General features: G+C 59.2%; 25 protein-coding genes. 18 read left to right on the top strand and 7 right to left on the bottom strand.

Annotated features, from left to right (window positions below):
• Positions 1 to 29 precede the first annotated feature (29 nt).
• Together gmd and FHX15_RS14310 are read left to right on the top strand one after the other, a co-directional pair.
• Positions 30 to 1,133: a GDP-mannose 4,6-dehydratase gene (gene gmd, locus FHX15_RS14305; RefSeq protein ID WP_184398085.1), complete on the top strand. Its 1,104-nt coding sequence runs from the start codon at positions 30 to 32 to the stop codon at positions 1,131 to 1,133.
• Positions 1,126 to 2,097: a GDP-L-fucose synthase gene (locus FHX15_RS14310; protein WP_184398087.1), complete on the top strand. Its 972-nt coding sequence runs from the start codon at positions 1,126 to 1,128 to the stop codon at positions 2,095 to 2,097. The genes gmd and FHX15_RS14310 overlap by 8 nt, the downstream gene beginning before the upstream one ends.
• 27 nt (positions 2,098 to 2,124) lie before the next feature.
• On the opposite strand, the gene FHX15_RS14315 is transcribed toward FHX15_RS14310, so the two are convergent.
• Both FHX15_RS14315 and FHX15_RS14320 read right to left on the bottom strand, forming a co-directional pair.
• Positions 2,125 to 3,948 (bottom strand): GGDEF domain-containing protein, encoded by a 1,824-nt coding sequence (locus FHX15_RS14315; RefSeq protein WP_184398089.1) that lies wholly within the window; start codon positions 3,946 to 3,948, stop codon positions 2,125 to 2,127.
• Positions 3,949 to 4,193: 245 nt separating this feature from the next.
• Positions 4,194 to 4,829: a GntR family transcriptional regulator gene (locus FHX15_RS14320; protein WP_184398091.1), complete on the bottom strand. Its 636-nt coding sequence runs from the start codon at positions 4,827 to 4,829 to the stop codon at positions 4,194 to 4,196.
• 176 nt (positions 4,830 to 5,005) lie between these two features.
• Between FHX15_RS14320 and FHX15_RS14325 the strand changes: the two genes are divergently transcribed.
• From FHX15_RS14325 to FHX15_RS14350, 6 genes are all read left to right on the top strand, one after another.
• Positions 5,006 to 6,430 carry a M20 family metallopeptidase gene (locus tag FHX15_RS14325; RefSeq protein WP_184398093.1) on the top strand — a complete coding sequence of 475 codons (1,425 nt, stop codon included), beginning with the start codon at positions 5,006 to 5,008 and terminating at the stop codon, positions 6,428 to 6,430.
• The gene (locus FHX15_RS14330; RefSeq protein WP_184398095.1) at positions 6,427 to 7,146 is read left to right on the top strand and encodes an ABC transporter permease; all 720 of its coding nucleotides are present in this window, start codon (positions 6,427 to 6,429) and stop codon (positions 7,144 to 7,146) included. Before FHX15_RS14325 ends, FHX15_RS14330 begins: the two co-directional genes overlap by 4 nt.
• Positions 7,146 to 7,886 carry an ABC transporter permease gene (locus FHX15_RS14335; protein WP_184398097.1) on the top strand — a complete coding sequence of 247 codons (741 nt, stop codon included), beginning with the start codon at positions 7,146 to 7,148 and terminating at the stop codon, positions 7,884 to 7,886. The genes FHX15_RS14330 and FHX15_RS14335 overlap by 1 nt, the downstream gene beginning before the upstream one ends.
• A complete protein-coding gene (locus tag FHX15_RS14340; protein WP_184398099.1) occupies positions 7,883 to 8,665 on the top strand; it encodes an ABC transporter ATP-binding protein in 783 nt (260 codons plus the stop codon). Before FHX15_RS14335 ends, FHX15_RS14340 begins: the two co-directional genes overlap by 4 nt.
• Positions 8,666 to 8,700: 35 nt before the next feature.
• On the top strand, positions 8,701 to 9,558 hold the full coding sequence (locus FHX15_RS14345) for a transporter substrate-binding domain-containing protein (protein WP_184398101.1): 858 nt from the start codon (positions 8,701 to 8,703) through the stop codon (positions 9,556 to 9,558).
• Between the two features lie 240 nt (positions 9,559 to 9,798).
• On the top strand, positions 9,799 to 10,176 hold the full coding sequence (locus FHX15_RS14350; RefSeq protein WP_184398103.1) for a hypothetical protein: 378 nt from the start codon (positions 9,799 to 9,801) through the stop codon (positions 10,174 to 10,176).
• 33 nt (positions 10,177 to 10,209) lie between these two features.
• Here FHX15_RS14350 and FHX15_RS14355 read toward each other — a convergent pair whose 3' ends face one another.
• Together FHX15_RS14355 and FHX15_RS14360 are read right to left on the bottom strand one after the other, a co-directional pair.
• Entirely contained in the window at positions 10,210 to 10,545 is a 336-nt protein-coding gene (locus tag FHX15_RS14355; protein WP_184398105.1) for a hypothetical protein, read from the bottom strand.
• Positions 10,542 to 11,462, bottom strand: a complete 921-nt coding sequence (locus FHX15_RS14360) for an MYG1 family protein (RefSeq protein ID WP_184398106.1) — start codon at positions 11,460 to 11,462, stop codon at positions 10,542 to 10,544. The genes FHX15_RS14355 and FHX15_RS14360 overlap by 4 nt, the downstream gene beginning before the upstream one ends.
• A 472-nt stretch (positions 11,463 to 11,934) precedes the next feature.
• On the opposite strand from FHX15_RS14360, the gene FHX15_RS14365 reads away from it, so the two are divergent.
• Complete coding sequence (locus FHX15_RS14365; protein ID WP_184398108.1) at positions 11,935 to 12,135, top strand: DUF4167 domain-containing protein; 201 nt, start codon at positions 11,935 to 11,937, stop codon at positions 12,133 to 12,135.
• Entirely contained in the window at positions 12,132 to 13,157 is a 1,026-nt protein-coding gene (locus tag FHX15_RS14370) for a fatty acid desaturase (protein WP_184398110.1), read from the top strand. Before FHX15_RS14365 ends, FHX15_RS14370 begins: the two co-directional genes overlap by 4 nt.
• Before the next feature lie 29 nt (positions 13,158 to 13,186).
• Here the strand turns inward: FHX15_RS14370 and FHX15_RS14375 are convergent, their stop codons facing one another.
• On the bottom strand, positions 13,187 to 13,990 hold the full coding sequence (locus FHX15_RS14375) for a helix-turn-helix transcriptional regulator (RefSeq protein WP_184398112.1): 804 nt from the start codon (positions 13,988 to 13,990) through the stop codon (positions 13,187 to 13,189).
• Positions 13,991 to 14,180: 190 nt separating this feature from the next.
• On the opposite strand from FHX15_RS14375, the gene FHX15_RS14380 reads away from it, so the two are divergent.
• From FHX15_RS14380 to FHX15_RS14400, 5 genes are all read left to right on the top strand, one after another.
• Positions 14,181 to 15,272, top strand: coding sequence for an ABC transporter ATP-binding protein (locus FHX15_RS14380; protein WP_113212999.1), 1,092 nt, complete (start codon positions 14,181 to 14,183; stop codon positions 15,270 to 15,272).
• Between the two features lie 22 nt (positions 15,273 to 15,294).
• Entirely contained in the window at positions 15,295 to 16,458 is a 1,164-nt protein-coding gene (locus FHX15_RS14385; protein WP_184398114.1) for a spermidine/putrescine ABC transporter substrate-binding protein, read from the top strand.
• 83 nt (positions 16,459 to 16,541) lie between these two features.
• Complete coding sequence (locus FHX15_RS14390; RefSeq protein WP_184398116.1) at positions 16,542 to 17,408, top strand: ABC transporter permease; 867 nt, start codon at positions 16,542 to 16,544, stop codon at positions 17,406 to 17,408.
• Positions 17,408 to 18,220: an ABC transporter permease gene (locus FHX15_RS14395; RefSeq protein ID WP_184398118.1), complete on the top strand. Its 813-nt coding sequence runs from the start codon at positions 17,408 to 17,410 to the stop codon at positions 18,218 to 18,220. Before FHX15_RS14390 ends, FHX15_RS14395 begins: the two co-directional genes overlap by 1 nt.
• Before the next feature lie 13 nt (positions 18,221 to 18,233).
• Positions 18,234 to 18,995 carry an SDR family NAD(P)-dependent oxidoreductase gene (locus FHX15_RS14400; RefSeq protein ID WP_184398120.1) on the top strand — a complete coding sequence of 254 codons (762 nt, stop codon included), beginning with the start codon at positions 18,234 to 18,236 and terminating at the stop codon, positions 18,993 to 18,995.
• Here FHX15_RS14400 and FHX15_RS14405 read toward each other — a convergent pair.
• A complete protein-coding gene (locus FHX15_RS14405; RefSeq protein WP_184398623.1) occupies positions 18,992 to 20,035 on the bottom strand; it encodes an L-idonate 5-dehydrogenase in 1,044 nt (347 codons plus the stop codon). The two genes, FHX15_RS14400 and FHX15_RS14405, sit on opposite strands and share 4 nt — an antisense overlap.
• A 343-nt stretch (positions 20,036 to 20,378) precedes the next feature.
• The gene (locus FHX15_RS14410) at positions 20,379 to 21,233 is read right to left on the bottom strand and encodes a helix-turn-helix domain-containing protein (RefSeq protein ID WP_184398122.1); all 855 of its coding nucleotides are present in this window, start codon (positions 21,231 to 21,233) and stop codon (positions 20,379 to 20,381) included.
• A 102-nt stretch (positions 21,234 to 21,335) separates the two neighbouring features.
• Here FHX15_RS14410 and FHX15_RS14415 point away from each other — a divergent pair, with 102 nt between their 5' ends.
• The 3 genes from FHX15_RS14415 to FHX15_RS14425 all read left to right on the top strand — a co-directional run bounded on the left by FHX15_RS14415 (position 21,336) and on the right by FHX15_RS14425 (position 24,596).
• Complete coding sequence (locus FHX15_RS14415) at positions 21,336 to 22,652, top strand: alpha-glucosidase/alpha-galactosidase (RefSeq protein WP_184398123.1); 1,317 nt, start codon at positions 21,336 to 21,338, stop codon at positions 22,650 to 22,652.
• Positions 22,653 to 22,842: 190 nt separating this feature from the next.
• On the top strand, positions 22,843 to 23,637 hold the full coding sequence (locus tag FHX15_RS14420) for a DeoR/GlpR family DNA-binding transcription regulator (RefSeq protein WP_184398125.1): 795 nt from the start codon (positions 22,843 to 22,845) through the stop codon (positions 23,635 to 23,637).
• Positions 23,634 to 24,596, top strand: coding sequence for an N-acetylglucosamine kinase (locus FHX15_RS14425; RefSeq protein ID WP_184398126.1), 963 nt, complete (start codon positions 23,634 to 23,636; stop codon positions 24,594 to 24,596). The genes FHX15_RS14420 and FHX15_RS14425 overlap by 4 nt, the downstream gene beginning before the upstream one ends.
• The last annotated feature ends 16 nt before the right edge of the window (positions 24,597 to 24,612 follow it).

The raw sequence follows: 24,612 nt of genomic DNA on the forward strand, positions 1-24,612 counted from the left end.
AGCGTTAGTATTAGAGTTGGAGAGCGACCATGGATACCGGAATGAGAAATAACAGGAAAGTTGCGCTGATTACCGGTGTGACCGGACAGGACGGTGCATACCTTGCCGAATTGCTCCTGGACAAGGGCTACATCGTTCACGGCATCAAACGGCGCTCATCGTCCTTCAATACAAATCGTATCGAGCATCTCTACGAGGATCCGCATGTCGAGAACCCGCGCTTCATCCTGCATTTCGGAGATATGACTGATTCCACCAATCTCATCCGGGTGGTTCAGGAGACACAGCCGGACGAGATCTATAATCTGGCCGCACAAAGCCATGTCCAGGTTTCTTTCGAGACCCCCGAATATACTGCGAACGCAGATGGCACCGGAACGCTGCGGCTGCTTGAGGCAATTCGCCTTCTGGGCCTGACCAAGAAGACCCGCTTTTACCAGGCATCCACTTCCGAACTCTACGGCAAGGTTCAGGAGGTTCCCCAGAGCGAGACGACGCCTTTCTATCCCCGATCCCCCTATGCGGCTGCCAAGCTTTATGCCTATTGGATCGTGGTCAATTATCGCGAGGCCTATGGCATGCATGCCTCCAACGGCATCCTGTTCAACCACGAAAGCCCGATCCGCGGCGAAACATTCGTGACCCGCAAGATCACCCGGGCAGCCGCTGCGATCCATCTCGGCCTTCAGGATCGGCTTTATCTCGGCAATCTGGATGCCAAGCGGGACTGGGGACATGCGCGCGAATATGTTCGCGGCATGTGGCTGATGCTGCAGCAGGAGCAACCGGATGATTATGTTCTTGCTACAGGCGAAACCCACTCGGTTCGCTCCTTTGTCGAGAAGGCCTTTGCCCGCGTCGGCATGCCGATCGATTGGCGTGGGGAGGGTGTCGAGGAAAAAGGTTACGACCAAATATCCGGCCGGTGCGTGATAGAGATCGATCCGGCCTACTTCCGCCCTACCGAAGTCGACCTCCTGCTTGGCGATCCGACGAAGGCGCACACGAAGCTCGGCTGGAAACATGAGACCAGTCTGGATCAACTGGTGTCAGAAATGGTTCGCGAGGACCTGAAGGTTATGGCACGCAATGTTCCGACGGTCGGTGCGAATAGAGGCCTTGCCTATGCCTGAGACGATCTACAGCCTTGCCGGGAAGAGGGTCTATGTCGCTGGCCACCGCGGCATGGTGGGCTCGGCGATCGTGCGACGTCTCGCCTCCGAGGGCTGCGAGATTTTGACGGCCACGCGCGCCGAGGTCGACTTGAGACGGCAGGATCGGGTCGAAGACTGGATGGACAAGAACCGCCCCGATGCCGTCTTCCTTGCCGCAGCGAAAGTCGGCGGTATTCTCGCCAATGATACCTACCCGGCCGACTTCCTCTATGAAAACCTGATCCTCGAGGCGAACATCATCCATGCAGCTCATCAGTTTAGCGTCGAAAAGCTGATGTTCCTGGGGTCTTCTTGTATCTACCCCAAATTTGCCGATCAGCCGATCGCCGAGGAGTCACTTCTAAGCGGATCGCTCGAACCGACCAATGAGTGGTATGCGATTGCCAAAATCGCCGGATTGAAGCTTTGTGCTGCCTATCGAAAGCAGTATGGCGACGATTTCATTTCGGCCATGCCCACCAATCTTTATGGGCCGGGCGATAATTTCGACCTCTCTTCAAGCCATGTCATGCCGGCGCTGATCCGCAAGGCGCATGAGGCCAAGATAAGCGGCCAAAAGGAAATTCGCATCTGGGGCACCGGAACGCCGCGGCGCGAATTCCTGCATGTCGATGATTGCGCCGACGCCTGCGTCCATCTCATGAAAACCTATTCCGCCGAAAGTCACGTGAACGTCGGCTCTGGCGAAGACATTGCCATTTTAGAATTGGCGCAGCTTGTCGCGGACATTGTCGGTTTCGAAGGCGAGATCTCACGGGATCTTGGTAAGCCGGATGGCACACCACGCAAACTTATGAGCACCGACAAACTCCGCTCCCTCGGCTGGTCGCCGACGATAGGTTTGAAGGAGGGTATAGCCGATGCTTATTGCTCCTTCCTGAAGGGGCATTATCTTGAGCGCCACAATGAGGCTGCAGAGTGAGCAGCCGGCTGTTGTCACGCCTGATCGTCAGCGCATCAAGGTGGCGGACTGCTTAAGCTTCCGTTTCGCCTTGTGTCTTGAACTGGAAGCTTCCGGCCGCAGCACTTGCGTTGTCCTGTCGCGGTCAACGGGACGGCCGAACAAATATCCCTGTACATAGGGACATCCAAGCCGCCGCAGACGCTCGGCCTGATCTTGCGTTTCCACACCTTCGGCCACGATGCGGGTACCGAGACCAGCAGACATGTCGAGAAGGGCTTTGACGATGACTGCGCCGGGTCCGTCGGACATCCTGTCAATGAAGGTCTTGTCAATCTTGATGATATCGACGGGGAAATTCAGCAGATGCGTAAGCGAGGCATACCCCGTGCCAAAATCGTCGAGCGCCACAAGCAGCCCTTCCTTTCGAAGCTCCTCGATCGCCTTTGCAACCCTTCCATCCCTTTCGTCCATATAGACCGTTTCGGTCACCTCGAGCACAACGTATTTGAGGGGCGTGCGGTGGCGGGCAAAAACGGATTTAATACGCTCGCAGAGATTTCCCTGATTGAAATCAGCCATCGATACGTTGACGCTGACGTATTGAAACGAAAGCCCCAAATCGAGCCAGTGTCTGATATCGCGGGCGACCCGTTCCAGCATTCGGTCCGTCAGGAGGTGGCCCATAGACAGATCCTGGAGCGCATCGGCAAAGGCGCCGGCCGAAAGGATCTGGCCGTCGTCCATACGAATGCGACAAAGAGCCTCGAAGCCAACTATTTCCTGCGTTGGGAGGCTGACGATCGGTTGGTAATGCGCCTCGACCCGATCTTCAGCCAAGGCGCCCGTCACGGTCTGCAGCGCTCGAAATCGGTTTGCGATCGCCCCTGCAAGGTCGTCGCTATAGAGCGCAAAGCCGCCCCTCCCTGTCTGCTTGGCATGATGGAGCGCGAGATTTGCATGCTGCAGAAAGGTCGGGACGTCACGTGGCCCGGACGGCTCGAAGATCGCGCCCCCGCAGGTGACCGAGACCGGCAGACTATGTTTGTCCCATCGCCGTGCCCAGTTCTCCATGGCCTGCAGAATTTCTGTCGAAATCGAAGACAAATCCATTGCAGCGTGATTTTCGATCAATACCGCGAACTCATCGGCGTCCACCCTGAAGGTCGCAGCCGGCGCTGCGATCCGTGCGACCGTCTGGCCAACCTCTAGGATTACCCTGTCGCCGGTGGCATGCCCGAAGGCGTCATTGACCCGGCCGAGATGATCGATGTCGATGAGCAGAACCGAAAGAGGAGTGGTTGCACCGTCGAGCGATGCCTCCAGCGCTTTGAGAAAATTGGCGCGATTGCCAAAGCCGGTAAGATTGTCGAAAAAGGCGAGCCTTTGATTATCGGCTTTCACCTCTTCGCGCTCGAGCACCAGCGAGCAAAGGTCGAGGCACTCTGCTACGATCATTCGTTCTTCGGGCGTAGGGCCGCGGTTGTCCTTGTAATAAAACCCAAATGCCCCGAGCACGCGGCCGTCACTGCGCAGGATCGGACTGGACCAACATGCCTTGACGCCATGTTCTTTCGCGAGGATGTCGGCAAGCGACCCATAGGGTTTCCAGAGCGGGTCTGCAAAGATATCGGTGACGGCGACGGGCCTGCGAAAATGGGCAGCCGTGCCGCACGAGCCGACATTTGGCCCAATCGCTATTCCATCGAGCGCGTTTGAATAGGTTGTGGAGATCGTTGGTCCCGCGAGGGGATGCAGGAGCCCGTCGCGGTCGACGGTCACGATCGAGCAGATACCCCCAGCTGCAAGACCTTCAGCATGCTCGCAAATGCGATCGCAGGCTTTTTCGAGCGAAGCCCCCCGTGCCAGCATATCCAAAATTTCTTGCTGAAGCTGTCCCCGCATGTCCGGCCTCGCCATTTCGCCTTTCGCTCGAATGGCCTCGAACCTGTTCGACCGGTTGAGATCAAAACTAGCAGATAGATCTTACGGGTTTGAAAATGAATCGGCTACAATTCGAAGGCTGAAGCGTAATCGTGCGTTCTCCTTATGGAAGTGATCGCGGCCGCACACCAGAGCGAAGGAGACACGACCTGGCAGGGATAGGTTCGGCACGCCTACCCCTGGAGAATGTGCTGCCTTACCAGCTCCTTCAGCCGCTTCGCATCAGCGGCTTCGATGGCGTCGATCATCAGGTGATGCTCCCGGCTCGACTGCTCCACGCGGGCGCGGGTTCGCCACTGCGAAACGGGTGCCGATGAAGTTCGCTGGCGAATTTCGGTGATGAGATCGACCATTTCCTGATTGCCGCCAAGGACGAGCAATTGGCGATGGAACGCCAGATTGGCTTCATAGAGCTCCAGCATGGTGCCGTTCAGCACCATGAAGTCGAAGTGCTCGGCAAGCCCGCGCAGAGTGGCGATATCGCCTGGAGACGCGTTCTGGACAATCGTTTCGGCGATCGCCGTTTCCAGGATGATGCGGATTTCGCTGACCTCGCGCGCACGCCTGCCATCCGGCTCGTAGACGTGATAGCCGCGGTTCGGTACATGTTCGACGAGCCTCTTCTGGGCCAGCCGATCGAGGGCCCGGCGTACTTCCGGCCGGGTGCATTTATAGCGTCGTTCGAGATCAATCTGCTTCAGCCACGTTCCGGGCAGGAGAACGCCAGCCAGAATGTCTTGCAGCACGAGATCAGTCACGTCGCGTCCATTTGACACTCCCTGCCCCGACTCCATCACGACATCTGCCATCCGAACTTCCCCTGACTCTCATTAGCAATATCACGGGCTGAAGTATTTCGGTAAGTCGGACGGCACAGGGTGCGTGATGAAAATTTATTCGTGCACTCGGATTGCGCACAGATTTTTTGTATCCTAAATTGGCGCCAATTTTGGATACTATATATGACGAAGCTGGTTTGGGCGCCATGAAAAACTCGGAAACCGTGTGGGATATCGTCGAAGCCAGGCGCGAAGCGTTCTTTGCGCTCAGCGACCGCATCTGGGATATGCCGGAGACGAATTATGAGGAATACCGCTCCTCTGAAGAGCATGCGCGCCAACTGGAAGCAGAAGGCTTCCGTGTTGAACGCGGGATTGCGGGATTGCCAACGGCCGTGATGGGCGAAGCCGGCGAAGATGGTCCCGTCATTGCCATCCTCGGCGAATTCGATGCCCTGCCCGGCCTTAGTCAGCAAGCCGGCCTTGCCGAGAAACGTGAAGCGACCGCCAATGGCAACGGCCACGGATGCGGTCACAATATGCTTGGTGCCGGTTCGATGCTGGCCGCCGCCGCGGTGAAGGATTTCATTGCTGCGAACGGCTTGAAAGGCCGTGTACGTTATTACGGTTGCCCCGCCGAGGAAGGCGGCTCGTCGAAGGGCTTCATGGTTCGTGCCGGGGTATTCGATGACGTTGACATTGCCATTTCCTGGCATCCGGCTGCTTTTGCCGGCGTCAACAACCCCGTCTCGCTCGCCTGCAACGAGATCAATTTTCACTTCACCGGACGCTCCTCCCATGCATCGGCGACGCCGCATCTCGGCCGCAGCGCGCTCGATGCCGTCGAACTGATGAATGTTGGCGTCAACTATATGCGCGAGCATATGCCTTCGACGGCGCGCATCCATTATGCCGTCACCGATACCGGCGGCTCGGCCCCGAATGTAGTGCAGGCCCGTGCGACAGTGCGCTATCTCATCCGTGCCCGGAACCTCCCCGAACTCCTGTCGCTCGTCGCCCGCGTGAAGAAAGTCGCCGAAGGCGCCGCTCTCATGACCGAGACTTCAGTGCGCAGCGAGGTGATTAGCGGTGACGCCAATCTCGTCGGTAACGCACCACTCGAAGAACTGATGTTCGCCAACCTGGAGCGTCTCGGACCGCCCGTCTTCGATGAAGATGACCGCGCGACCGCACGAAAGTTTCAGGCAACGATGAGCGCCGAGGACATCGCCTCTTGCTATGCGCGGTTCGGCCTGAAACCGAAGAAGGATCAGCCGCTTTGCGAGGAAATCTTTCCGCTTTATGCCGGCGACAGCACGATCGTCGGCTCCACCGATGTCGGTAGCGTCAGCTGGGTCGTACCGACGGTGCAGATGCGCGGTGCCACCTACGCGATCGGCACGCCCGGTCATTCCTGGCAGCTGGTTGCTCAGGGCAAGCTTCCCGCCGCCCATAAAGGCATGGAGCATGCGGCAAAAGTCATGGCGAGTACTGCCATCGACCTGATCCGCAATCCTGCTCTCATCGAGGCGGCCAAGGCGGACCTGAAGGGCCGCCTCGATGGGACGCCATTCGTCAATCCGATCCCGGATGACGTTCAGCCGCCGCTGCCGGAGAAAGACGCATCATGAACCAGCCCGGCATCCTCGAGCTTATAAGCTTCGGCCCCGACGGTTGGGGCAAGGCGCTCATGGCCGGCGCGTCGATGACGATTCTGGTGGCATCTGCCGGTTATGCGATTGGCGCCGTCATCGGCACTTTCGGGGCCTGGGCAAAGATATCGGGCGGGCGCGGCCTGAAGATCGCAGCCGATACCTATACGACAGTGCTTCGCGGCATACCCGACCTTCTGGTTATCTATCTCTTCTACTTTGGAGGAAGTGCCGCCGTCACGGCTGTCGGCCGGCTGTTCGGCGCCGAGGGTTTCCTCGGCTTTCCAGGATTCCTTGCCGGATCGCTCGCTGTCGGCGTCACCTCGGGCGCACAATTTACCGAAGTCTTCCGTGGGGCATTCAAGGCGGTCCATCCCGGTGAGATCGAGGCGGCCATTGCTTGCGGCATGGGCCGCACACTCAGGTTTCGCCGTATCGTCGCGCCGTTGACGCTTCGCCATGCGCTGCCGGGTCTCGGCAATGTCTGGCAGGTCGTTTTGAAAGAATCCGCGCTTGTATCCATCACCGGCGTCGCAGAACTGCTTCGCCAGACGCAGGTGGCGGCAGGTTCGACCGGCCTGCCCTTTGATTTCTACGTCGTTGCAGGCGCAATTTATCTCATTATCTCAACGGGCTCCGGCCTTTTCCTGAGACGAGCTGAGAAGCACTTTTCTCGCGGGTTGAGGAGAAGCTGATGGATTGGCAATTTCTCGCCGGGACCTTCGTCAGTCTCGTTCGCGCCATTCCTCTGACACTTCAGCTTGCAGCAACCTCGATCGCGCTCGGCGCCATTCTGGCGCTCGCGATCGCGCTGTGCCGGCTTTCCGGTCTTGTGATCCTTGAGTGGTTTGCGCGTAGCTATGTCTTCGTCTTCCGCGGCACTCCGCTGCTCGTCCAAATCTTTCTGATCTATTACGGGCTCGGCCAGTTCCCCGAGATCAGGCACTCTATTTTCTGGCCACTCCTGCGCCAATCCTATTGGTGTGCCGTTCTGGCGCTCACCATGAATACGGCTGCCTATGCCAGTGAGATTATTCGCGGCGGACTTCTGTCGGTGCCTTTCGGCCAGATCGAAGCGGCACGTGCCTGCGGCATGCCGCGTTTCATGCAGTTCCGCCGTATCGTTCTGCCTCTTGCGATAAGACAGGCTCTGCCGGCGTACTCGAACGAAATGATCTCCATGGTGAAGGCGACATCGCTCGCCTCGATCATCACCTTGATGGAAGTGACCGGCGTTGCCGCCAGGATCATTTCCGAGACCTATCGGGCAATCGAGGTGTTCATCGTCGCAGGCGCCATCTATCTGGCGATCAACTTCCTGCTGACGCGGCTCGTGTACCTCGTTGAATATTGGCTGAGCCCGCACCTGCGTCAGCCTGTTCCCCACCATCCGGCGGTCGCTCCGGCATCTGCCCTTAAAGGAGACGCCCGATGATGGCGGCCAACGTCCCCCTTTCTCCGATCGCCCTCAGCGTGAAGGAACTGCACAAGAGCTTTGGACCCGTCGAGGTCCTCAAGGGCATCTCGCTTGATGCGCATGAGGGCGATGTCGTCTCGATCCTCGGCTCTTCCGGTTCGGGGAAATCCACTTTCCTGCGCTGCATCAATCTTCTGGAGACCCCCAATTCCGGTGAGGTGACCGTAGCTGGCGAGACGATCCGTATGGTTGCTGACGGCAAGGGTGGCAGCCGACCGGCGGAGCGCAGGCAGGTCGACTGTATCCGCTCGCAGCTCGCCATGGTCTTTCAGAGCTTCAATCTCTGGTCCCATAAGACGGTGCTCGAAAACGTCATCGAGGCGCCGGTGCATGTGCTCGGCCGGCCGAAGGCGGAATCTATCGAGGAGGCCGAGGCGCTGCTCGCCAAGGTGGGCATTGCCGAGAAGCGCAATTTCTATCCCTCTCATCTGTCCGGAGGCCAGCAGCAGCGCGCAGCGATCGCACGCGCGCTTGCCATGCGCCCGAAGGTGATGCTCTTCGATGAACCGACTTCGGCGCTCGATCCCGAACTCGTCGGCGAAGTGCTGCGCGTCATGCGCGCGCTCGCGGAAGAAGGCCGCACGATGCTGATCGTTACCCACGAAATGGGTTTTGCCCGGGACGTCTCCAGCCGCGTCGTCTTCCTGCATAAAGGCGTCGTCGAGGAAGACGGCAAGCCACAGGATGTCTTCGCCAACTCCCGCTCGGACCGCTTCCGGCAATTCATCAGCAAATAGTTTCTCGGCCCAAACAAAGAAAAGGGGAGCAAAATATGACATTCTTTTCAAAGATATTGATGGCGACATCAACCGCGGCAATCATTGCAACGGCAGGCGTGGTGCAGGCGGAAGACAAGAAATGGACGACGGTAACGATCGCCACCGAAGGCGCCTTCAAGCCCTATAATTTCACCAGGCCGGACGGCTCGCTCGATGGATATGAGATCGAGCTGACCAAATATTTCTGCGATCACATGAAGGTCGAATGCAAGATCGTCGTCCAGAACTTCGACGGCATGATCCCGGCGCTGAACGCCGGCAAGTTCGACGCCATCATCTCCGGAATGTCGGCGACCGCCAAGCGCGAAGAAGTCATCGCCTTCAGCGATTCCTACGGTTCCACCGGCCAGGCCTTCGCGACTTCGAAGACGGGCGACCTCGCAAACCTGCCGGATAAGGGCGAAGTCTTTTCGCTTGCCAGCGATGAGGCAGGCGCTGCTGCCGAGATCGAAAAGATCAAGCCGGCTCTTCACGGCAAGACGATTGGTGTTCAGACCGCCTCCACCGCGGCCGCTTTCGTCGACAAATATCTGAAGGACGTCGCCGATGTCAGAGAATACAAGACGACGGAAGAACACGACCTCGATCTCAAGGCAGGCCGCGTGGACATCGTCATGGCGTCCATGGCCTATCTGACGACGGCCTCCCAGAAGCCCGGCAATGAAGACATGACGACAACAGGCCCGCGCTTCCAGGGCGGTTTCCTCGGCCGCGGCAGCTCCGTTGGTCTGCGCAAGAGCGACACTGAGCTGAAGGCCATGTTCAATGATGCGATCGCCGCCGCAAAGGCGGATGGCACCATCAAGAGACTGTCGGATAAGTGGTTCGGCTTCGACGTGACTCCGAAGTGAGCTAATTCAAAATGATACCCGGCAAGTGATGCTCGCCGGGTATTGCGGGCCGATCAAGCCACGCTGCTTTAGAAATCAAATGCTTCCATTGTGCTCGCGAAGGGACCCGCCGGCCGACGCGCATATTCTGGGCTCGCAAAGTGTCGACGAGATCGCTATTCGTGTGATCGTGGATGTCCTCATGGCGCACCTGCATTGAAAAGAAACATGACACGATCGCGAAACGAAGGAGGGGCAGCGATGGCCAATCTTCCCGATATGACGAAGCACCGCGGCTTTCCATCCGGCATGCCGGGCAGTGGCATCCAATTCACCATCCGCCGCGCCAATCCCAAGGGCGTGACGCCGATCAAGGCACTGCCTCGTCGCGCGCGGCCCGGTACGGCCGAACACCGGGTCGATGCAGCCTTCCTGCATGCGCTTTGGCATCATTTCGGGGCAGAGCCCTTCGAGCGCGGCAATCTTGACGCCGCACGGCTCAACCTGCTGTTTGGACGAGAAGTGGTCGCCGTGGACAAGGATTTCGACCCGAAGTCCTATGCGGCGATGCTCGTCATCAACGAGAAGGTGGCGCGTCAGAATTTTCCGGAATCGTTCGAAGACATTATGGAAGTCTGACAGGAGCGTTCATCGCGGGTTTCCGCCGCCGGATTAATTTCCCGGCTCGACGGTGACTTCATATTCGGCAAGCAAACGCTGTATGGCTTCGTTTTCGGCGTAAAGGCGTTTGAGGCTGGCAAGCTCGGCGTCGGTCCCAGTGCAGAGCCGCTTCAGCTCCTCATCGATCTGCGCGCGCCGTTCGGCATAGGGCGAATCCTCGCCCCGAAAGTGGTCGCATCCGTCGCGGCGCTCCATAAAGGCGCGCACATTTTCAGGCAATTTGAACTTATCGGACTTCCGATCGGCAGCCAGGCTTGCTCCGCAACACGCGCCAGAAAGGCTAAGAAGCAACAGGCCTGCGCTGATCTTAGGCCCGATGATCGTCATGCCAGCGCCTGTTCTACAGCGATCTGCGCCATCGCAAGGGCAGCCTCTCGGGTCTTTGCGGCCGCGACGAAAAGGCCCTTGTGGCAGAAAGTTGCTCCTTCGACGCCGCATGCCGTTTCCAGATCGTGGCCAGTTAACCCCGCCCAGGACGACGGCAAATCCGCGCGCAGTTCAAAGCTTTCGTCGGAACGCCGAATGCCGGTCAGGCACCAATCGTTTTCGCGCGGGTGAACGACGAAGAGCAGCCGATCGGCCTTGGCCTTTACGATCGCGGCGCGGAAAGGCATGCCCATCGGCAGTTCGAGGACCCTGCCCTCGCCTGTTTCATCGATCGCCGTGAGAACAAGGCCTTCGGCACGCAGCTTGGCATCCTGTGTCGCAATCCCCGCCTCCACGAAGCTCCGCGCGATCGAAAGGGCGGCATGGAACGCCCGGTCATCGGCATCCGGATCCTTTGCATCGAAAACCGGCTTCAGGGTTTCGAGAAGCGCTGGCAGCGTCAGGCCAGCCAGCTCGCCTGCAATCGAAAGATCAAGCGCGCCATTATCGGTCAGATCGACCGGCAGCACGAATTTGACGTCGAAGGACGCATGCACCGCTGCGATATGCGCTTCGGGCACCCCAAGGGCCGCAAGATAATCGGCCCCATAATGTTTCCAGATGAGGCCGAAGGAACTGTAGGGCCTTCCGTCCTCTCGCACGGGCGCACCACGCTGATGGTGGTCGAAAATGCCCGCAGCAGGATCATATTGCCCGCCGACATCATAGATGATGCGACCGGTGGCCGGTGTGGTCCATTCAACATTTCGGCTGCGAATGATCCTGGCCTCAGGAAACAGCCGGGTCAAGATGACACTTGAAAGCAGCTCATCGGCGTGGAAGCCGCCGGAATGGGTAACCAGGTATGAAGGGGTCATTGTCAGATGCGTCTTTCGGAACGGGACTTGTTGCCTGTTCTGATAGCCTGCGTCGGTCGCCAGCTCAACAGCGGGCGGGGAAGCGATTTAATTCTTTCGATCCGGATAGCTTGGAGACATCCCCGACGTGATGCAGCCACAATGCTGCAGTAATACCCCAAACATCCGAGGATATTGTATCCTCGATGATGCAGGCTCCGTTGCCCGATTGCCGACGCGCTTGCGACCTTCCCATCAGCGATTTTAGCAGCCGCAGTAGAGTATTGCTTCTGCGCGTGGATCTCACACTGACCAGATCAGAACGACCGAATCTGACGACGGAAACACCGTCTCGCCGATCGCTAACGCACCCTGCCGCAGTCTCCTAGGACAAGGCATCAGTTGCAAGCTGCGACAGCGAACCTCGCCGAGCAAAGCGCCCAGCAATCGTTTTCAGACAATCAGGAGCGAACCCTCGCGGTTCGGATCTATCATGAATAATCACCATTTCGCCCACCGTAATAGAAGTGCTACACCATCGAGGCAGCGCCTGCTGGATCGATACAAGCAGTACCTTCAGTCTGCCGAGCTGAAATCTTTGGCCGGCGACCGGGTCGGCGCAGAAAATGACTACCAGCATGCCGAACACTTCTTCCGCAGCGCTGCCCAACAGAAAGACGCCGACCGACTATGAACGCAACGATGACGGCTGGCCAAGACGCCGGTGCCGAAAAAGCCTGGCTCAAGATTCTCTCGAATTACCGAAAACCCAATACAGGCCGAAGCCTGTACGAACTGGCCGTGACGCTGATTCCGTTTATCCTTCTTTGGGCGGCAGCATCGGTTGCGATCCACTTCGGCAATTGGCTCGGCCTAATCCTCGTCGTCCCTGCCGCCGGCTTCCTGCTCCGGCTTTTCATGCTGCAACATGATTGCGGGCACGGCTCGTTCTTCGGACGGCGTCAGTGGGATGACTGGACGGGGCGCGTGATCGGCATCCTCACGCTGACACCCTACGATTATTGGCGCCGTGCACACGCCGAACACCATGCCTCAGCCGGCAATCTGGATGAGAGGGGTGTCGGTGATATCACCACGCTGACGGTCGAGGAATATCGCGCCCTGACGGGTCGAGGAAAACTTGCCTATCGCCTATACAGGCATCCGCTGGTCATGTTCGGTATTGGCCCGGCCTATCTTTTTATTTTCAAGCAGCGACTGCCGATCGGAATGATGCGTTCCGGCGCCCTACCCTGGATTTCGACGATGGGGACCAATGCCGGCGTTGCTGCACTGGTCGCTCTTCTGATTTGGGCGGTCGGGATCGTTCCCTTTCTGATGATTCACCTGCCAATCGTTCTGCTTGCGGGATCGGCTGGTGTCTGGCTCTTCTATGTTCAGCACCAATTCGAAGATACCTACTGGTCCAAGCCTCCCGAATGGACGTTCCCCCATTCCGCCATGCACGGCGCCTCGCATTATGATCTGCCGCGCGCACTGCGATGGATCACCGCCAATATCGGCATGCACCATGTCCACCACCTGTCGAGCCGAGTGCCGTTTTACAGGTTGCCGGAAGTGCTGCGTGACTATCCGGAGCTGGCGAAGCTTGGGCGCATCAACATTCGTGACAGCCTCGGCTGCGTAAAACTGATCCTCTGGGACGAGACGGCACGACGGCTGATCTCGCTGCGTGAAGCGCAGGCGCGCCTCTAACAGCACGCAGCCCCGGGGCGCGCCACCCGTCAGCTGAGATTCTTGAGGTAAAGCGAAAGCAGCTGTGTTTGCGAGGAGATGCCGAGCTTGCGATAGACGTTGCGGCGGTGAACCTTCACCGTCCCCGTCGAAATATTAAGCTTCAAACCGATCGATTCCGACGAATGGCCCTGCAGCACCAGCTCGACGATGGCCGTTTCCCTGCCCGTGAGGTTGAGGTCGCGCCAGACCGTATCGGCGCGCGCGATGGTCTCGCTTTTGCGGCGGCGCTTGCCTCTTGCGGCAAGCTGCGCGTCGAAGCGCGGCGCAAGTCCAGCCCAATAGTGTTTCACCATGTTCGCCACCAGCGGTTCGACCTTCTTCACCGTGGCGAATTCGGCAGGCGGGAAAGCGCCGGTCTTCTCCCGCCGCATCAACGACAGGACAACGGTGATGTCGCCATCCACAGGCACGAAGAAGCCGATTTCCTCGGCAAGGCCGGTCTGGACGTAATAGGTGCGATAATATTCACTGGAGAAGAAACGGTCCGGCGCCAGCTCGCGCATCCGGAAGACGCCTTCACGACGTTCCCGAGCCGTGTGATAGAAGGGATCGAGTAGGTAGGGGCCTGCCTGGTAAAGGGTCACGAAAACAACGTGCTCGTCGCGGTCGAAGGTGCTGTAGAGATCGATCGGCCGCTCTTTTGCCCGATAGGCAAAGACGACGACATAGTCGAAGCGCACGAGTGCTGTCATCATCTGGCGGAACGTATCGCCGAACCCCGTATCCGTCATGGCGGGCTTGCCAACGGTGGCATTGAAGGCGGCAAACAGCGTCTCCAGGTCGATACTCACTAGCCCTTCCTCCCCGCCGTTGCGCCAAATTCGCCGAAACCGGATATACACCTTCCACGAAACAATGTGCGCCTAAATACCTCTCTCGGGGTATATACCGTGGAGGAAGCTCAGGCCTACTCTTTCCTTAACGACGGTGGCAATAAGGCAGCGATAGACTGCCATTCCAAACCAACCGCAGGGAACAGACGTGGCATCCGCTTCGACGAACGATATCGAATTCCGTTCGGTCACAAAGAACTATGGCGCCGTGACCGCCGTGACGGACATTAATCTTACTGTGCCGAAGGGTGCCTTTCTGGCATTGCTCGGGCCGTCCGGCTGCGGCAAGACGACCTGCCTGCGCATGATCGGCGGCTTCGAACAGCCGAGCGAAGGCACGGTGCTGATCGACGGGCGCGAGATGAACGGAGTTCCGGCCTATCGCCGCCCGGTCAACATGGTCTTCCAGCACTACGCGCTGTTCCCGCACTTCAACGTCGAGCAGAACGTCGCCTATGGGCTCAAGCAGATGCGCCCAAAAATCGCGGCGAAGGAGATCGACCGGCGCGTCGCCGAGGCGCTCGAAATGGTCCGGCTCGGCGGCTTTGCCAAGCGGCGCATCCATGAAATGTCGGGTGGGCAACAGCAGCGTGTGGCGCTTGCCCGAGCCATCGTCAACCGCCCTTCCGTATTGCTGCTCGACGAACCTCTGGCGGCACTCGACAAGAAGCTGCGCTCAGCCATGCAGATCGAGCTGCAGACCCTGCAGCGTGAACTCGGCATCACCTTCGTCCTCGTCACCCACGACCAGGAAGAGGCGCTTTCGATGGCCGATGTCGTCTGTGTCATGAGTGCCGGCCGTATCCGTCAACTCGGCAGCCCGCAGGAAGTCTATGACCGCCCGGCAGATCTTTTCGTCGCCGATTTCGTCGGCAAGACGAACCGTATCGCCGCGGCAATGGAAGCCGACGGTACGACCCTCAGGCTGGCGGATGGCTCAGCGATCGCCTCCGGCAAGCAGCTCGCGTCGGGCGAAGTCATCGCTGCTTTGCGCCCCGAGGCAATCCATCTGACGCGCAAGGCTGCGCCATCAGGCACGTCGTTCAAGGGAACCGTGACGCATCGGATTTTCCTCGGCTCGTCTGCCGAATATGCCGTCAGCGTACCGGGGCTCGGCGATTTCCTGATCACGGCCGACCGGCGCAGCATGAACGAGAGCGATCTCGTGGAGCCAGGCGAGGAAGTTTTCCTCGGTTTCGACCCCGCCGCCATCCATGTCTTTCCAGCATCGAATGCATAAACCAAAACAAGGGAACAGCATCATGAGCAAGGATTATAAGGACAATCTACCCATTTCCGCCGAAGGTTTCATGGACGAATTCATGCGCCTGAAGCGGGGGTCCGTCAGCCGCCGACACTTCCTCGGCATTACTGGCCTCGGTCTTGCGACCGCCGTGCTGTCGCGCTTCCCGGGCGCGCTGTCGACGCCGGCCTATGCGGCCGAAGATCTGGGAACGCAGATGTCGATCGCCACATGGCCGAACTATCACGACCCGGCAACATTCGAAAACTTCAAGGCAGCAACCGGCGTCGCTGTCGAAGTCAACGTCTTCGGCTCGAACGAGGAAATGCTTGCCAAGCTGCAGGCCGGCGCTTCCGGCTGGTCGCTCTTCGTGCCGACCAACTATACGATTTCGACCCATCACAAACTCGGCCTGATCGACGAACTCGATCTCTCGAAGATCCCGAATTTCAGCCAGGCAACCGAAAGCCCGCGCTTCACCAAGGAAGGCCAGATCGACGGCAAGACCTATGCCGTGCCGAAGAACTGGGGCACGACCGGTTTCTCCGTCAATACGTCCAAGATCAAGACCAAGCTTTCCAGCTGGAAGGACTTCTTCGAGATCGCCCAGACCGAAGCGGATGGCCGCGCCATGGTGCATGACTATCAGCTGACGACGATCGGCAGCGCGCTTGTCGCGCTCGGCTACGACTTCAATTCGATCAAAGCTGACGAGCTTGCCAAGGCAGAAGAGCTGCTGATCAAGGTCAAGCCGCATCTCTTCGCCATCAATTCCGACTATCAGCCGTCCATGCGCTCGACCGATGCATGGCTCACTATGTGCTGGACCAATGACGGGGCGCAGCTCAACCGCGACATGCCGGAACTTGCCTATGTCCTCGGCACCGACGGCGGTGAAATCTGGACCGATTATTATGCGATCCCGAAGGATGCGCCCAACAAGGCCGCAGGTTACGCGTTGCTCAACTACCTGATGGACCCACAGAATGCGGTGAAGGAGCATATCGCCAACGGCGCACCGACCACCGACAGCCGCGTCATCGCGCTGCTGCCCAAGGAGGTCACGTCGAACAAGATCGTCTATCCGGACGAGGCGGCGCTGACACCGCTGGAATTCGGCGCCGCCGTGACACTTACCGATCCGGGCCGCGCCGAACTGATGGCGCGCTTCAAGTCGGCGTAAGTCTATCCTGCATCCCGGCTTCCCCCCGCCCTGCAGCGGGGAAGCCGGTTCAGCTTCCTGATCCGGTGGATGAAGACCAAGCCATGCCCCTGCCCCACGCCACCAAACGGCGCCTGATCACCGCGGCCCTCGTCGGCCCGGCCAGTGTCTGGCTTTTCGTCTTCCTGGTGCTGCCCTTTATCGCGATCATCATCTTCGCCTTTGGCGAACGGGCGCCGGAAGGCGGCTATCAGGCGGCTTTTACCTTCGAACAGTTCGCCAATCTCGGCGCGCGCTCGGCGGCCTTCGTCAATACGCTGATCCTGGCGCCGATCGGTGCGGCAGCCTGCCTCATCGTTGCCTACCCGGTCGCCTATTATCTTGCGGTCAAGGCGAGCCCGCAGCGCCGGCTGCTGCTCGTCTCTCTTGTCGTCGTGCCCTTTTGGACCAGCCTTTTGGTGCGCACCTATGCCTGGATGTATCTGCTTGGTGCGCGCGGTATTCCGCACCTGCTCGAATTCGCCGGCATTGAAAATGTCAGGCTGATCAATACACCCGGCGCCGTGCTGCTTGGCATCGTCTACGGCTATCTGCCGCTGATGATCATGCCGATCTATGTGAGTCTCGAAAAACTGGATCGCCGATTGCTCGAAGCCTCGGCCGATCTCGGTGCTAAGCCGATCTCGACGTTTTTCGGCATCACTCTGCCGCTATCGCTTCCGGGCGTGATGACAGGCGTTGCGCTGGTCACGATCCTGCTTCTCGGGGAATATCTGATCCCGCAGCTACTCGGCGGCGGCAAGGTCTTCTTCATCGGCAATGCGCTTGTCGATCTCTTCCTGCAGTCGCGCAACTGGCCTTTCGGATCAGCGATTGCCGTCACACTGGTTGCGGTCGTTGTCATCGTGTTGCTTGTTGCCATGCGCATTGCCTGGCGCGTTGCCGGTACCCGGCAGGTGGATCTCATCTGATGCGCGCGCTCGTCACGTCCGTCTATCTGTTCCTCTATACGCCGATTGCGCTCGTCGTGCTTTTCTCCTTCAATGCGGGCCGCAATGCCAGCGAGTTCACCGGCTTTTCGACGCAATGGTATGGCCGGGCGCTGTCGAATACGTTCCTGATGGAAGCGCTGCGCAACAGCCTGATCATCGCGCTCACCAGCGCCGCGCTGGCAGCGATCTTCGGCACCATGGCTGCCATCGGTATGGAACGGCTCGGCGCCCGCACGCGCGCGGTCTTCGACGGGCTCTTTGCGGCGGCGATCGTCGTGCCGGGTGTTGTCATCGGCATCGCGACGCTTGTTGCCCTCGTCGAGGTCTTCGGCTTCATCAACCCCGTCATCGCCGCCCTCTGGCCGGGCGATCAGCCTCCGAAGCTCGCGCTCGGTTACGGCTCGATCATTGCCGCGCACGGGCTCTTCACCATGGCGCTGGTGACAATGATCGTGAAAGCACGTATCGCGAGCCTCGGACGTGATATCGTCGAGGCCTCCAGCGATCTCTATGCGACGCCATTCACAACATTCCGGCAAATCGTACTGCCGCAGATCATGCCGTCGATCCTGGCGGGGTTTCTGCTCGCCTTCACCTTTTCCTTTGACGATTTCATCATCGCCTTCTTCGTGGCCGGCTCGAACACGACGCTGCCGATCTATGTCTTCGCCTCCATTCGCCGCGGCGTGACGCCTGAAATCAATGCGATCGCGACGATGGTGCTCGTCGCCTCGCTCGTCCTTATTTTCATCGCGCGTTTCCTGATGCGTGAAAAGACAACGACAAACTAACCGGGGAAATGCCATGATATTGAGAGATCGCGTTGCTATCGTTACGGGCGCAGGCTCTGGCATCGGTCGGGCCGGCGCGCAGACCATGGCGCGCGAAGGCGCCCATGTCGTCGTTGCCGATATCAACTTGGCGAATGCCGAAGAGACGGTCGAGCTGATTGCCGAGGCCGGCGGAAGTGCCGAAAGCCTGGTGGTCGACGTCACCGACGACAGGGCGCTCCAAACCGGCATAGCCGACACTGCCGCACGCCTCGGCCGCATCGACATTCTGCACAATCACGCAGGCGCGCAGGTCTCCGGAAATCTCGAGCAGGTCGCCATCGATGGCTTCGACAAGTCCTGGAGCCTGAATGTGCGGGCGCATTTCATGGCGGCGCGTTTCGTCATGCCGATCATGAAGGAAGCCGGCAAAGGCGTCATCCTGAACACGTCCTCATCGTCAGGTGTGCTCTACGACCGCGAAATGATCGCCTATACGACGACCAAACATGCGGTCATCGCCATGACCCGGCAGATGGCCGGCGACTATGCAAAATTCGGCGTCCGCGTGAATGCGCTTTGCCCAGGATGGGTCGATACGCCGTTCAACGAACCGTTCATCGCCCAGATGGGCGGGCGGGACGCGATCGAATCCTATATCGCCGAGAAAGTGCCCCTCCGCCGCTGGGCTGACGTATCGGAGATTGCCGAGCCGATCCTGTTCCTGGTTTCGGACCGCTCGTCCTACATGACGGGGCAGATCCTCGTCGTCGACGGCGGTGAGACCGTCGTCTAGGCTGACGGAAACGTCAGTTGCACCTTGCAGGCTAGTGAACGATCACCGGCAATTTCAAAGGCTGTTACGGCCTCGTCAAGTGGAAGATTGTGGCTGATGATCGGCCGCACGTCGATCTTCCGGCGCGAGATCAGGTCGACAGCAACAGCGAATTCCTCGTGGAAGCGCTGCGTTCCATGGAGGTGCAACTCCTTGCCGACGATCGCGTTGAGAGGTATCGGCACATCCCCGGAGACGCCGACCTGGACGATGGTGCCACGCGGCCGGATGGAGGCAATCGCGCCATGGATAGCCGGAGCCGCCGCAGAACATTCAAACACAAGATCGAAATAACCCTTCCCGGCCTGGAATTCGCTAAGCGACGCTGCGCCCCTCGCCACATTGATCATTCGGCTCGCACCCATCGCCTTCGCTCGGGCAAGCGCTGCATCGGCGAGGTCAGTGACGACGATTTCGCTTGCCGCGAAATGGCTGGCGACTGCGACCATCAGCGAGCCGATCGGTCCGGCGCCGGTCACAAGAACTTTCTTGCCGGCAATTCCAGGCGCACGCGATGCGGCATGCAGACAGACGGACAGAGGCTCGCTGCACGCCGCTTCTGCAGGCGTCGTCGCAACTCCGACTTCAACGCATTGCCTTTCCGGCACCAACAGCCATTCGCGGAACATGCCCTGCTCATGCGGCAGGCGCATAGCGCTGCCCATGAAGCGCATCTCCAGGCAGTGGATCGGCATGCCGATCTTGCAATATTCGCACGCGCCGCAAGGCTGGCTCGGATTGACGGCAACCAGGGTGCCGGTTTTCAGCGTGACACCTTCACCTGCCAGTTCCACCGTTCCTGATGCTTCGTGGCCTGGTATCATCGGCTCACGGACCCTAACCGGACCGAAGCCGCCATCCTGATAATAGTGCAGGTCGGAGCCGCAGATGCCTGCGGCCGCCATTTTCAAAAGCACCTCGCCCGGACCGGGAGCTGCAACCGGAGCCGTCTCGATCCGCAGATCTTTCTTTGCATAAAGCCGTGCCAAACGGGTCTGCATCATATCCTCCTACTTGCGATCTGTAGGAACGGAGCTGATGAGGATCAATCCGTTCACATAGTCAGGACAGAGTACCATGGCTATAGATCCTACAGCGGTTCCATGCGGCATTCCCCGTGTCGCTGCATCCGCCGTCTCCTGGTCTGTGCCGTCGGCGAGGAAGGCTCGTCGGCAGAAATCCTCAATCGATGCCAGAGGTGCCAGGCAACCACTGTGGTTTTTGCCGTCGCTCGTCACAGACTTTAAATCCGTTGATGGGGATCGTCTGCAGATTCTAGCGCGACGACGAGAAGATTCGATGGCCGGATCGCGCTCGAGCCACACTTCATCCAAACGTAAAATGTCACAGCCTGCCGAGCGACAAGCGGAACTGCCGGGGTGTCGTGCCGGTCCGCTGCTTGAAGATGTCGTAGAACCGGCTGCTGGAGCCGAAGCCGCAGTCGAGGGCAATCTGCAGGATCGAATCCTCCGTTTCCGCCAGCCGCTGCATCGCTCGCGCGAGGCGATAGCGTGTCAGATATTCCATTACCGAAATGCCAAGCACATCGCGAAACGCCCGGTTGGCAGTGGTTGGATGGACATTGGCGCGCCTTCCAAGATCCGCAAGGCTGAGCGGTTCGCAAAAATGCCGGTTGATCAGGTCGGTCAGCACCTCTGAGTGGCGGATGGCGGGACTTACCGGCGTCGCAGCGGCTGCAACGGACGAGCCCCGATTGTCGGCGTGATCGAGGATGAGCCTGCGCACCTTAAGCTTAACCTCTTCGGCGACCAGCTGACACCGGACGGGATCACCCCTAACCCATTCCTCGGCCCAGGCAGAAACGGTGAGCGGCGTCTCCTCCCGGCAGCGCGGTTCGACCACGAAGGCGCCCTGCATGATCGCCTGTCTCGCCTTCTTGTCGATGGAAAGCGCAAGAAAGTCGACGAGCGGAAGGTAGATGCAGATGAGCGGCGCCTGCGGCGTTACCACGATTGTCTGGTGGGGGATAGCCGCCCAGAAGAGGACAAGACGCCCGGCTTCGACCCGCTCCTGCCGACCATTGAAGAGGTAGGTCATCGCCCCATCGAGAAGCAGATTGATCTCGACATGATCGTGCCAGTGCGCTGCACTCATGGCATCGGCCGTGTGGCATTCGATCAGGAAGCTCCGCGGCGATCCGGCCCACTCGGCGCTCTTGCTGAAATGATCGTCCCTCATGCATCCAACGCTTCGATCCGGGAATATTCGCTTCAATAGCAGGAAGAAAATCTGATTTGGAAGAGGCACCAGTATGACACTTTTAGTTTGTGGGAGACCGAAATGCCGAAGATTTGCCTCGTGGGCGCGGGCAGCACCGTTTTTGCGCAGAACATTCTGGGGGATGTGCTCTCCACACCCTCTGGCAGCGATTATGTGATCAGCCTGTTTGACATCGACCCGGAGCGGTTGAAGACATCGGAAATCGTCGCACGCCGCATCTGCGAGGCGCTCGACCTGAAGAAAGTCAGGGTCGAGGCAACCCTCGATCGCCGTGCGGCACTGCGCGCATCGGATTTCGTCATTCTGATGATGCAGGTCGGCGGCTACAAGCCTGCGACGGTAATAGATTTCGACGTGCCGAAGCGATACGGGCTGCGGCAGACCATCGCCGATACGCTCGGCATCGGCGGGATCTTCCGCGGGCTTCGCACCATTCCGGTGCTGGAGGCGATCTGCCGCGACATGGAAGAAGTCTGCCCCGACGCACTGCTGATGCAATATGTCAATCCGATGGCGATCAATTGCTGGGCGATCAAGGAGCTGGCACCGACTATCCGTACGGTCGGCCTTTGCCATAGCGTACAGCATACCGCCGCCCATCTTGCCTCCTGCCTTGGCGAAGACGTTGCAGACATCAACTACATTTCGGCTGGCATCAATCATGTTGCCTTCTTCCTGAAATACGAGAAGCTGCATGCCGATGGCCGGCGCGAAGATCTCTATCCCCGCCTGAAGGCTCTCGCCGGCGAGGGGCGCGTGCCGGACGACGACCGGGTGCGCTTCGATGTGTTGAAGCGGCTCGGCCATTTCGTGACGGAATCGAGCGAGCATTTCTCCGAATATACCTCCTGGTACATCAAGGACCGCCGTCCCGAACTCATCGACAAGCTCAACATCCCCCTCGACGAATATATCAGCCGCTGTGAGCGGCAAATTTCCGAATGGCACGCGCTGCGCCGCGATCTCGAAGGCGACAAGCCGATCGAGGTCTGCCGCAGCAATGAATATGCCGCAGGCATTATCAACGCTGCTGTCACAGGTAATTGCGCATTGATCTACGGCAACGTTCCCAACAATGGCCTGATCGAGAATTTGCCACCCGAATGTATCGTCGAAGTGCCCTGCCATGTGGACCGCAACGGCATCCAGCCGACCCGCATCGGCAGAATTCCCTCGCAGCTTGCCGCGGTCATGAAGCTCAGTGTCTCGGTCCAAGAACTGACCGTGGAAGCGGCGCTGACAGGCAAGCGCGATCGCATCTATCAGGCCGCACTGCTTGATCCGCATACATCGGCAGAACTCTCGCCCGATGAGATCTGGGGCTTGGTCGACGACCTGATCGAAGCCCACGGCGATCTGCTGCAGAAATACCACTGAAGCTGTCGGAGCCCGGACCGCCAGAACCCTACTCTCCAAGAAGCACGCCATCCCTCAGGGAGGCGTGCTTTTGTTTTCAAGGGCCTTTGAGGTCTTCAAGAAAATCATAAACGATCAGAATCTTGATTGACATTGATCGGATTGAGTGGGAACCTTGACGGAAATAGATGATAAGCAGCAGGGGCAATCCGTGAATCAGACTGGCGGGGTGAAAACTGACCGGCTCGATGCCATCCGCAGCCATCTTTACGCGAACGGCTTTTCGACCATTCAGGATCTGGCCGATGCCGTCGGCGCTTCGCTCGCGACAGTCCGGCGCGACCTGCAGGTTCTTGAGCAAGACGGCGCGATCGACAGGGTGCATGGCGGGGCCCGCATCGCCGAAGGTTCTTCAGTCGAACTGGCCTTTCAGGAGCGTGAAAAGCGCCATCTTTCGGCCAAGCGCGCGATCGCCAACGCCGCCTATGAAAAGCTTCTGCCGCGAACGGCGATTTTTCTCGATGCCGGCACGACGGTCCTTCAGCTCGCAAAGCTGATCCGCATCAATCCGATGCCGTTGCGCATCTTCACCAACGGCCTAATTGTCGCTCAGGAGTTTCTCAACATTCCGCACCTCGAAGTGGTGCTTCTCGGCGGTCATCTGCGCAGCGAAAACGCCTCACTCGTCGGTCCGCAGGCTGAAGCGATGCTGGAAACGATCTGGTTCGATCAGCTCTTTCTGGGTGCCAGCGCCATCAGCCCCGACGGCGCGATTTATAGCGTGGATAGCGCTGAAGCCAGCCTCAACCGGCGCATGCTTGCCCGCTCGGCCAATGGCTATGTGCTCGCCGACTCCTCGAAATTCGGGACCATGGCGACCTATAGGGTTGCGCCGCTCAATGCTGCAAAGCTCATCACGGACAAGGGCCTGACAGCGCAATGGCGCACAGAGCTTATCAATTTCGGAGTCGATGCGACCTATGCCGAGCTCGGAGCAAAAGAATGAGCGACGAGCTGATCCTTGGCATCGATGGTGGCGGCAGCAAAGTGCTCATCGCATTGGCGGACAAAAGGGGCCGCATTTTGCGCACCGCGCTCGGCGGCGGCGTCAATCCAATGGACAATCCCGACTGGCGCCAGGAGCTGGAGCGGCATATCGAACCGTTCCGCAATGAGCCGGGACTGGCCGCCATCGGCGCTGGCTTGCCAGCGTATGGCGAAGTCACCCATCTCTCCACACTTCAGAAGCAATGTGTCGATGATGCCTTCCCCGCTATCCGCAGGGTCGTCCTGAATGACGTCGATGCCGCTCATCTCGGCGCCTTTACCGGCCGGCCTGGTATTCTCGTCCTGTCGGGAACCGGTTCCATGTCCTGGGCACGTAACAGCGCAGGTGCGGCCGCGCGCGTCGGCGGTTGGGGCGATGTGATCGGCGACGAGGGCAGCAGCTACTGGATTGGTCGCGCAGCATTGCACCTTATCAGCCAGAGCCTTGATGGACGCGCCAAATCGACCGCGCTGACGAAAGCGATCTATGATCACCTCGAGCTCGACATGTCCGATCCGATCAACGCGCTCGGCAGCTGGATCGATGAGCTCGCACGGCCGCGCGCCGGTATTGCTGCGCTCTCGAGCCTCGTCAACCGAATTGCCCAACAGGGTGACGAAGCCGCAATCGGTCTGATTGAAGAGGCAGCCGACGAGCTTGCCAAGCATCACCAAGCGATATCAGGCCATTGCGAGACCGGCACCGACTGGACCTATGCGGGCGGCACCTTTTCCAGCCGTCTCCTGCTCGAGGCAGTCGAGCGGCGGATCGGTCGGCGAGCGATCGCACCCGTACTTCCTCCCATTGGCGGCGCGCTTCTGGCTGCTGCCCAACTTCTCGACTGGCCGCTGGACGAGGGCTGGTTCGGGCAAATCGCGGTCGAGGCAGAAGCCGTGATCGCACGATCAAGACAATGACTGTCAACGATAAAGA

The organism is Rhizobium sp. BK650, from assembly GCF_014195325.1.
Classification (GTDB): Bacteria; Pseudomonadota; Alphaproteobacteria; order Rhizobiales; family Rhizobiaceae; genus Rhizobium.

What these genes read in the sequence shown, in the direction of transcription:
- gmd (WP_184398085.1), top strand. Translation starts at nt 30, where the DNA reads ATGGATACCGGAATGAGAAATAACAGGAAAGTTGCGCTGATTACCGGT.
- FHX15_RS14310 (WP_184398087.1), top strand. Translation starts at nt 1,126, where the DNA reads ATGCCTGAGACGATCTACAGCCTTGCCGGGAAGAGGGTCTATGTCGCT.
- FHX15_RS14315 (WP_184398089.1), bottom strand. Translation starts at nt 3,948, where the DNA reads ATGCTGGCACGGGGGGCTTCGCTCGAAAAAGCCTGCGATCGCATTTGC.
- FHX15_RS14320 (WP_184398091.1), bottom strand. Translation starts at nt 4,829, where the DNA reads ATGGCAGATGTCGTGATGGAGTCGGGGCAGGGAGTGTCAAATGGACGC.
- FHX15_RS14325 (WP_184398093.1), top strand. Translation starts at nt 5,006, where the DNA reads ATGAAAAACTCGGAAACCGTGTGGGATATCGTCGAAGCCAGGCGCGAA.
- FHX15_RS14330 (WP_184398095.1), top strand. Translation starts at nt 6,427, where the DNA reads ATGAACCAGCCCGGCATCCTCGAGCTTATAAGCTTCGGCCCCGACGGT.
- FHX15_RS14335 (WP_184398097.1), top strand. Translation starts at nt 7,146, where the DNA reads ATGGATTGGCAATTTCTCGCCGGGACCTTCGTCAGTCTCGTTCGCGCC.
- FHX15_RS14340 (WP_184398099.1), top strand. Translation starts at nt 7,883, where the DNA reads ATGATGGCGGCCAACGTCCCCCTTTCTCCGATCGCCCTCAGCGTGAAG.
- FHX15_RS14345 (WP_184398101.1), top strand. Translation starts at nt 8,701, where the DNA reads ATGACATTCTTTTCAAAGATATTGATGGCGACATCAACCGCGGCAATC.
- FHX15_RS14350 (WP_184398103.1), top strand. Translation starts at nt 9,799, where the DNA reads ATGGCCAATCTTCCCGATATGACGAAGCACCGCGGCTTTCCATCCGGC.
- FHX15_RS14355 (WP_184398105.1), bottom strand. Translation starts at nt 10,545, where the DNA reads ATGACGATCATCGGGCCTAAGATCAGCGCAGGCCTGTTGCTTCTTAGC.
- FHX15_RS14360 (WP_184398106.1), bottom strand. Translation starts at nt 11,462, where the DNA reads ATGACCCCTTCATACCTGGTTACCCATTCCGGCGGCTTCCACGCCGAT.
- FHX15_RS14365 (WP_184398108.1), top strand. Translation starts at nt 11,935, where the DNA reads ATGAATAATCACCATTTCGCCCACCGTAATAGAAGTGCTACACCATCG.
- FHX15_RS14370 (WP_184398110.1), top strand. Translation starts at nt 12,132, where the DNA reads ATGAACGCAACGATGACGGCTGGCCAAGACGCCGGTGCCGAAAAAGCC.
- FHX15_RS14385 (WP_184398114.1), top strand. Translation starts at nt 15,295, where the DNA reads ATGAGCAAGGATTATAAGGACAATCTACCCATTTCCGCCGAAGGTTTC.
- FHX15_RS14390 (WP_184398116.1), top strand. Translation starts at nt 16,542, where the DNA reads ATGCCCCTGCCCCACGCCACCAAACGGCGCCTGATCACCGCGGCCCTC.
- FHX15_RS14395 (WP_184398118.1), top strand. Translation starts at nt 17,408, where the DNA reads ATGCGCGCGCTCGTCACGTCCGTCTATCTGTTCCTCTATACGCCGATT.
- FHX15_RS14400 (WP_184398120.1), top strand. Translation starts at nt 18,234, where the DNA reads ATGATATTGAGAGATCGCGTTGCTATCGTTACGGGCGCAGGCTCTGGC.
- FHX15_RS14405 (WP_184398623.1), bottom strand. Translation starts at nt 20,035, where the DNA reads ATGCAGACCCGTTTGGCACGGCTTTATGCAAAGAAAGATCTGCGGATC.
- FHX15_RS14410 (WP_184398122.1), bottom strand. Translation starts at nt 21,233, where the DNA reads ATGAGGGACGATCATTTCAGCAAGAGCGCCGAGTGGGCCGGATCGCCG.
- FHX15_RS14415 (WP_184398123.1), top strand. Translation starts at nt 21,336, where the DNA reads ATGCCGAAGATTTGCCTCGTGGGCGCGGGCAGCACCGTTTTTGCGCAG.
- FHX15_RS14425 (WP_184398126.1), top strand. Translation starts at nt 23,634, where the DNA reads ATGAGCGACGAGCTGATCCTTGGCATCGATGGTGGCGGCAGCAAAGTG.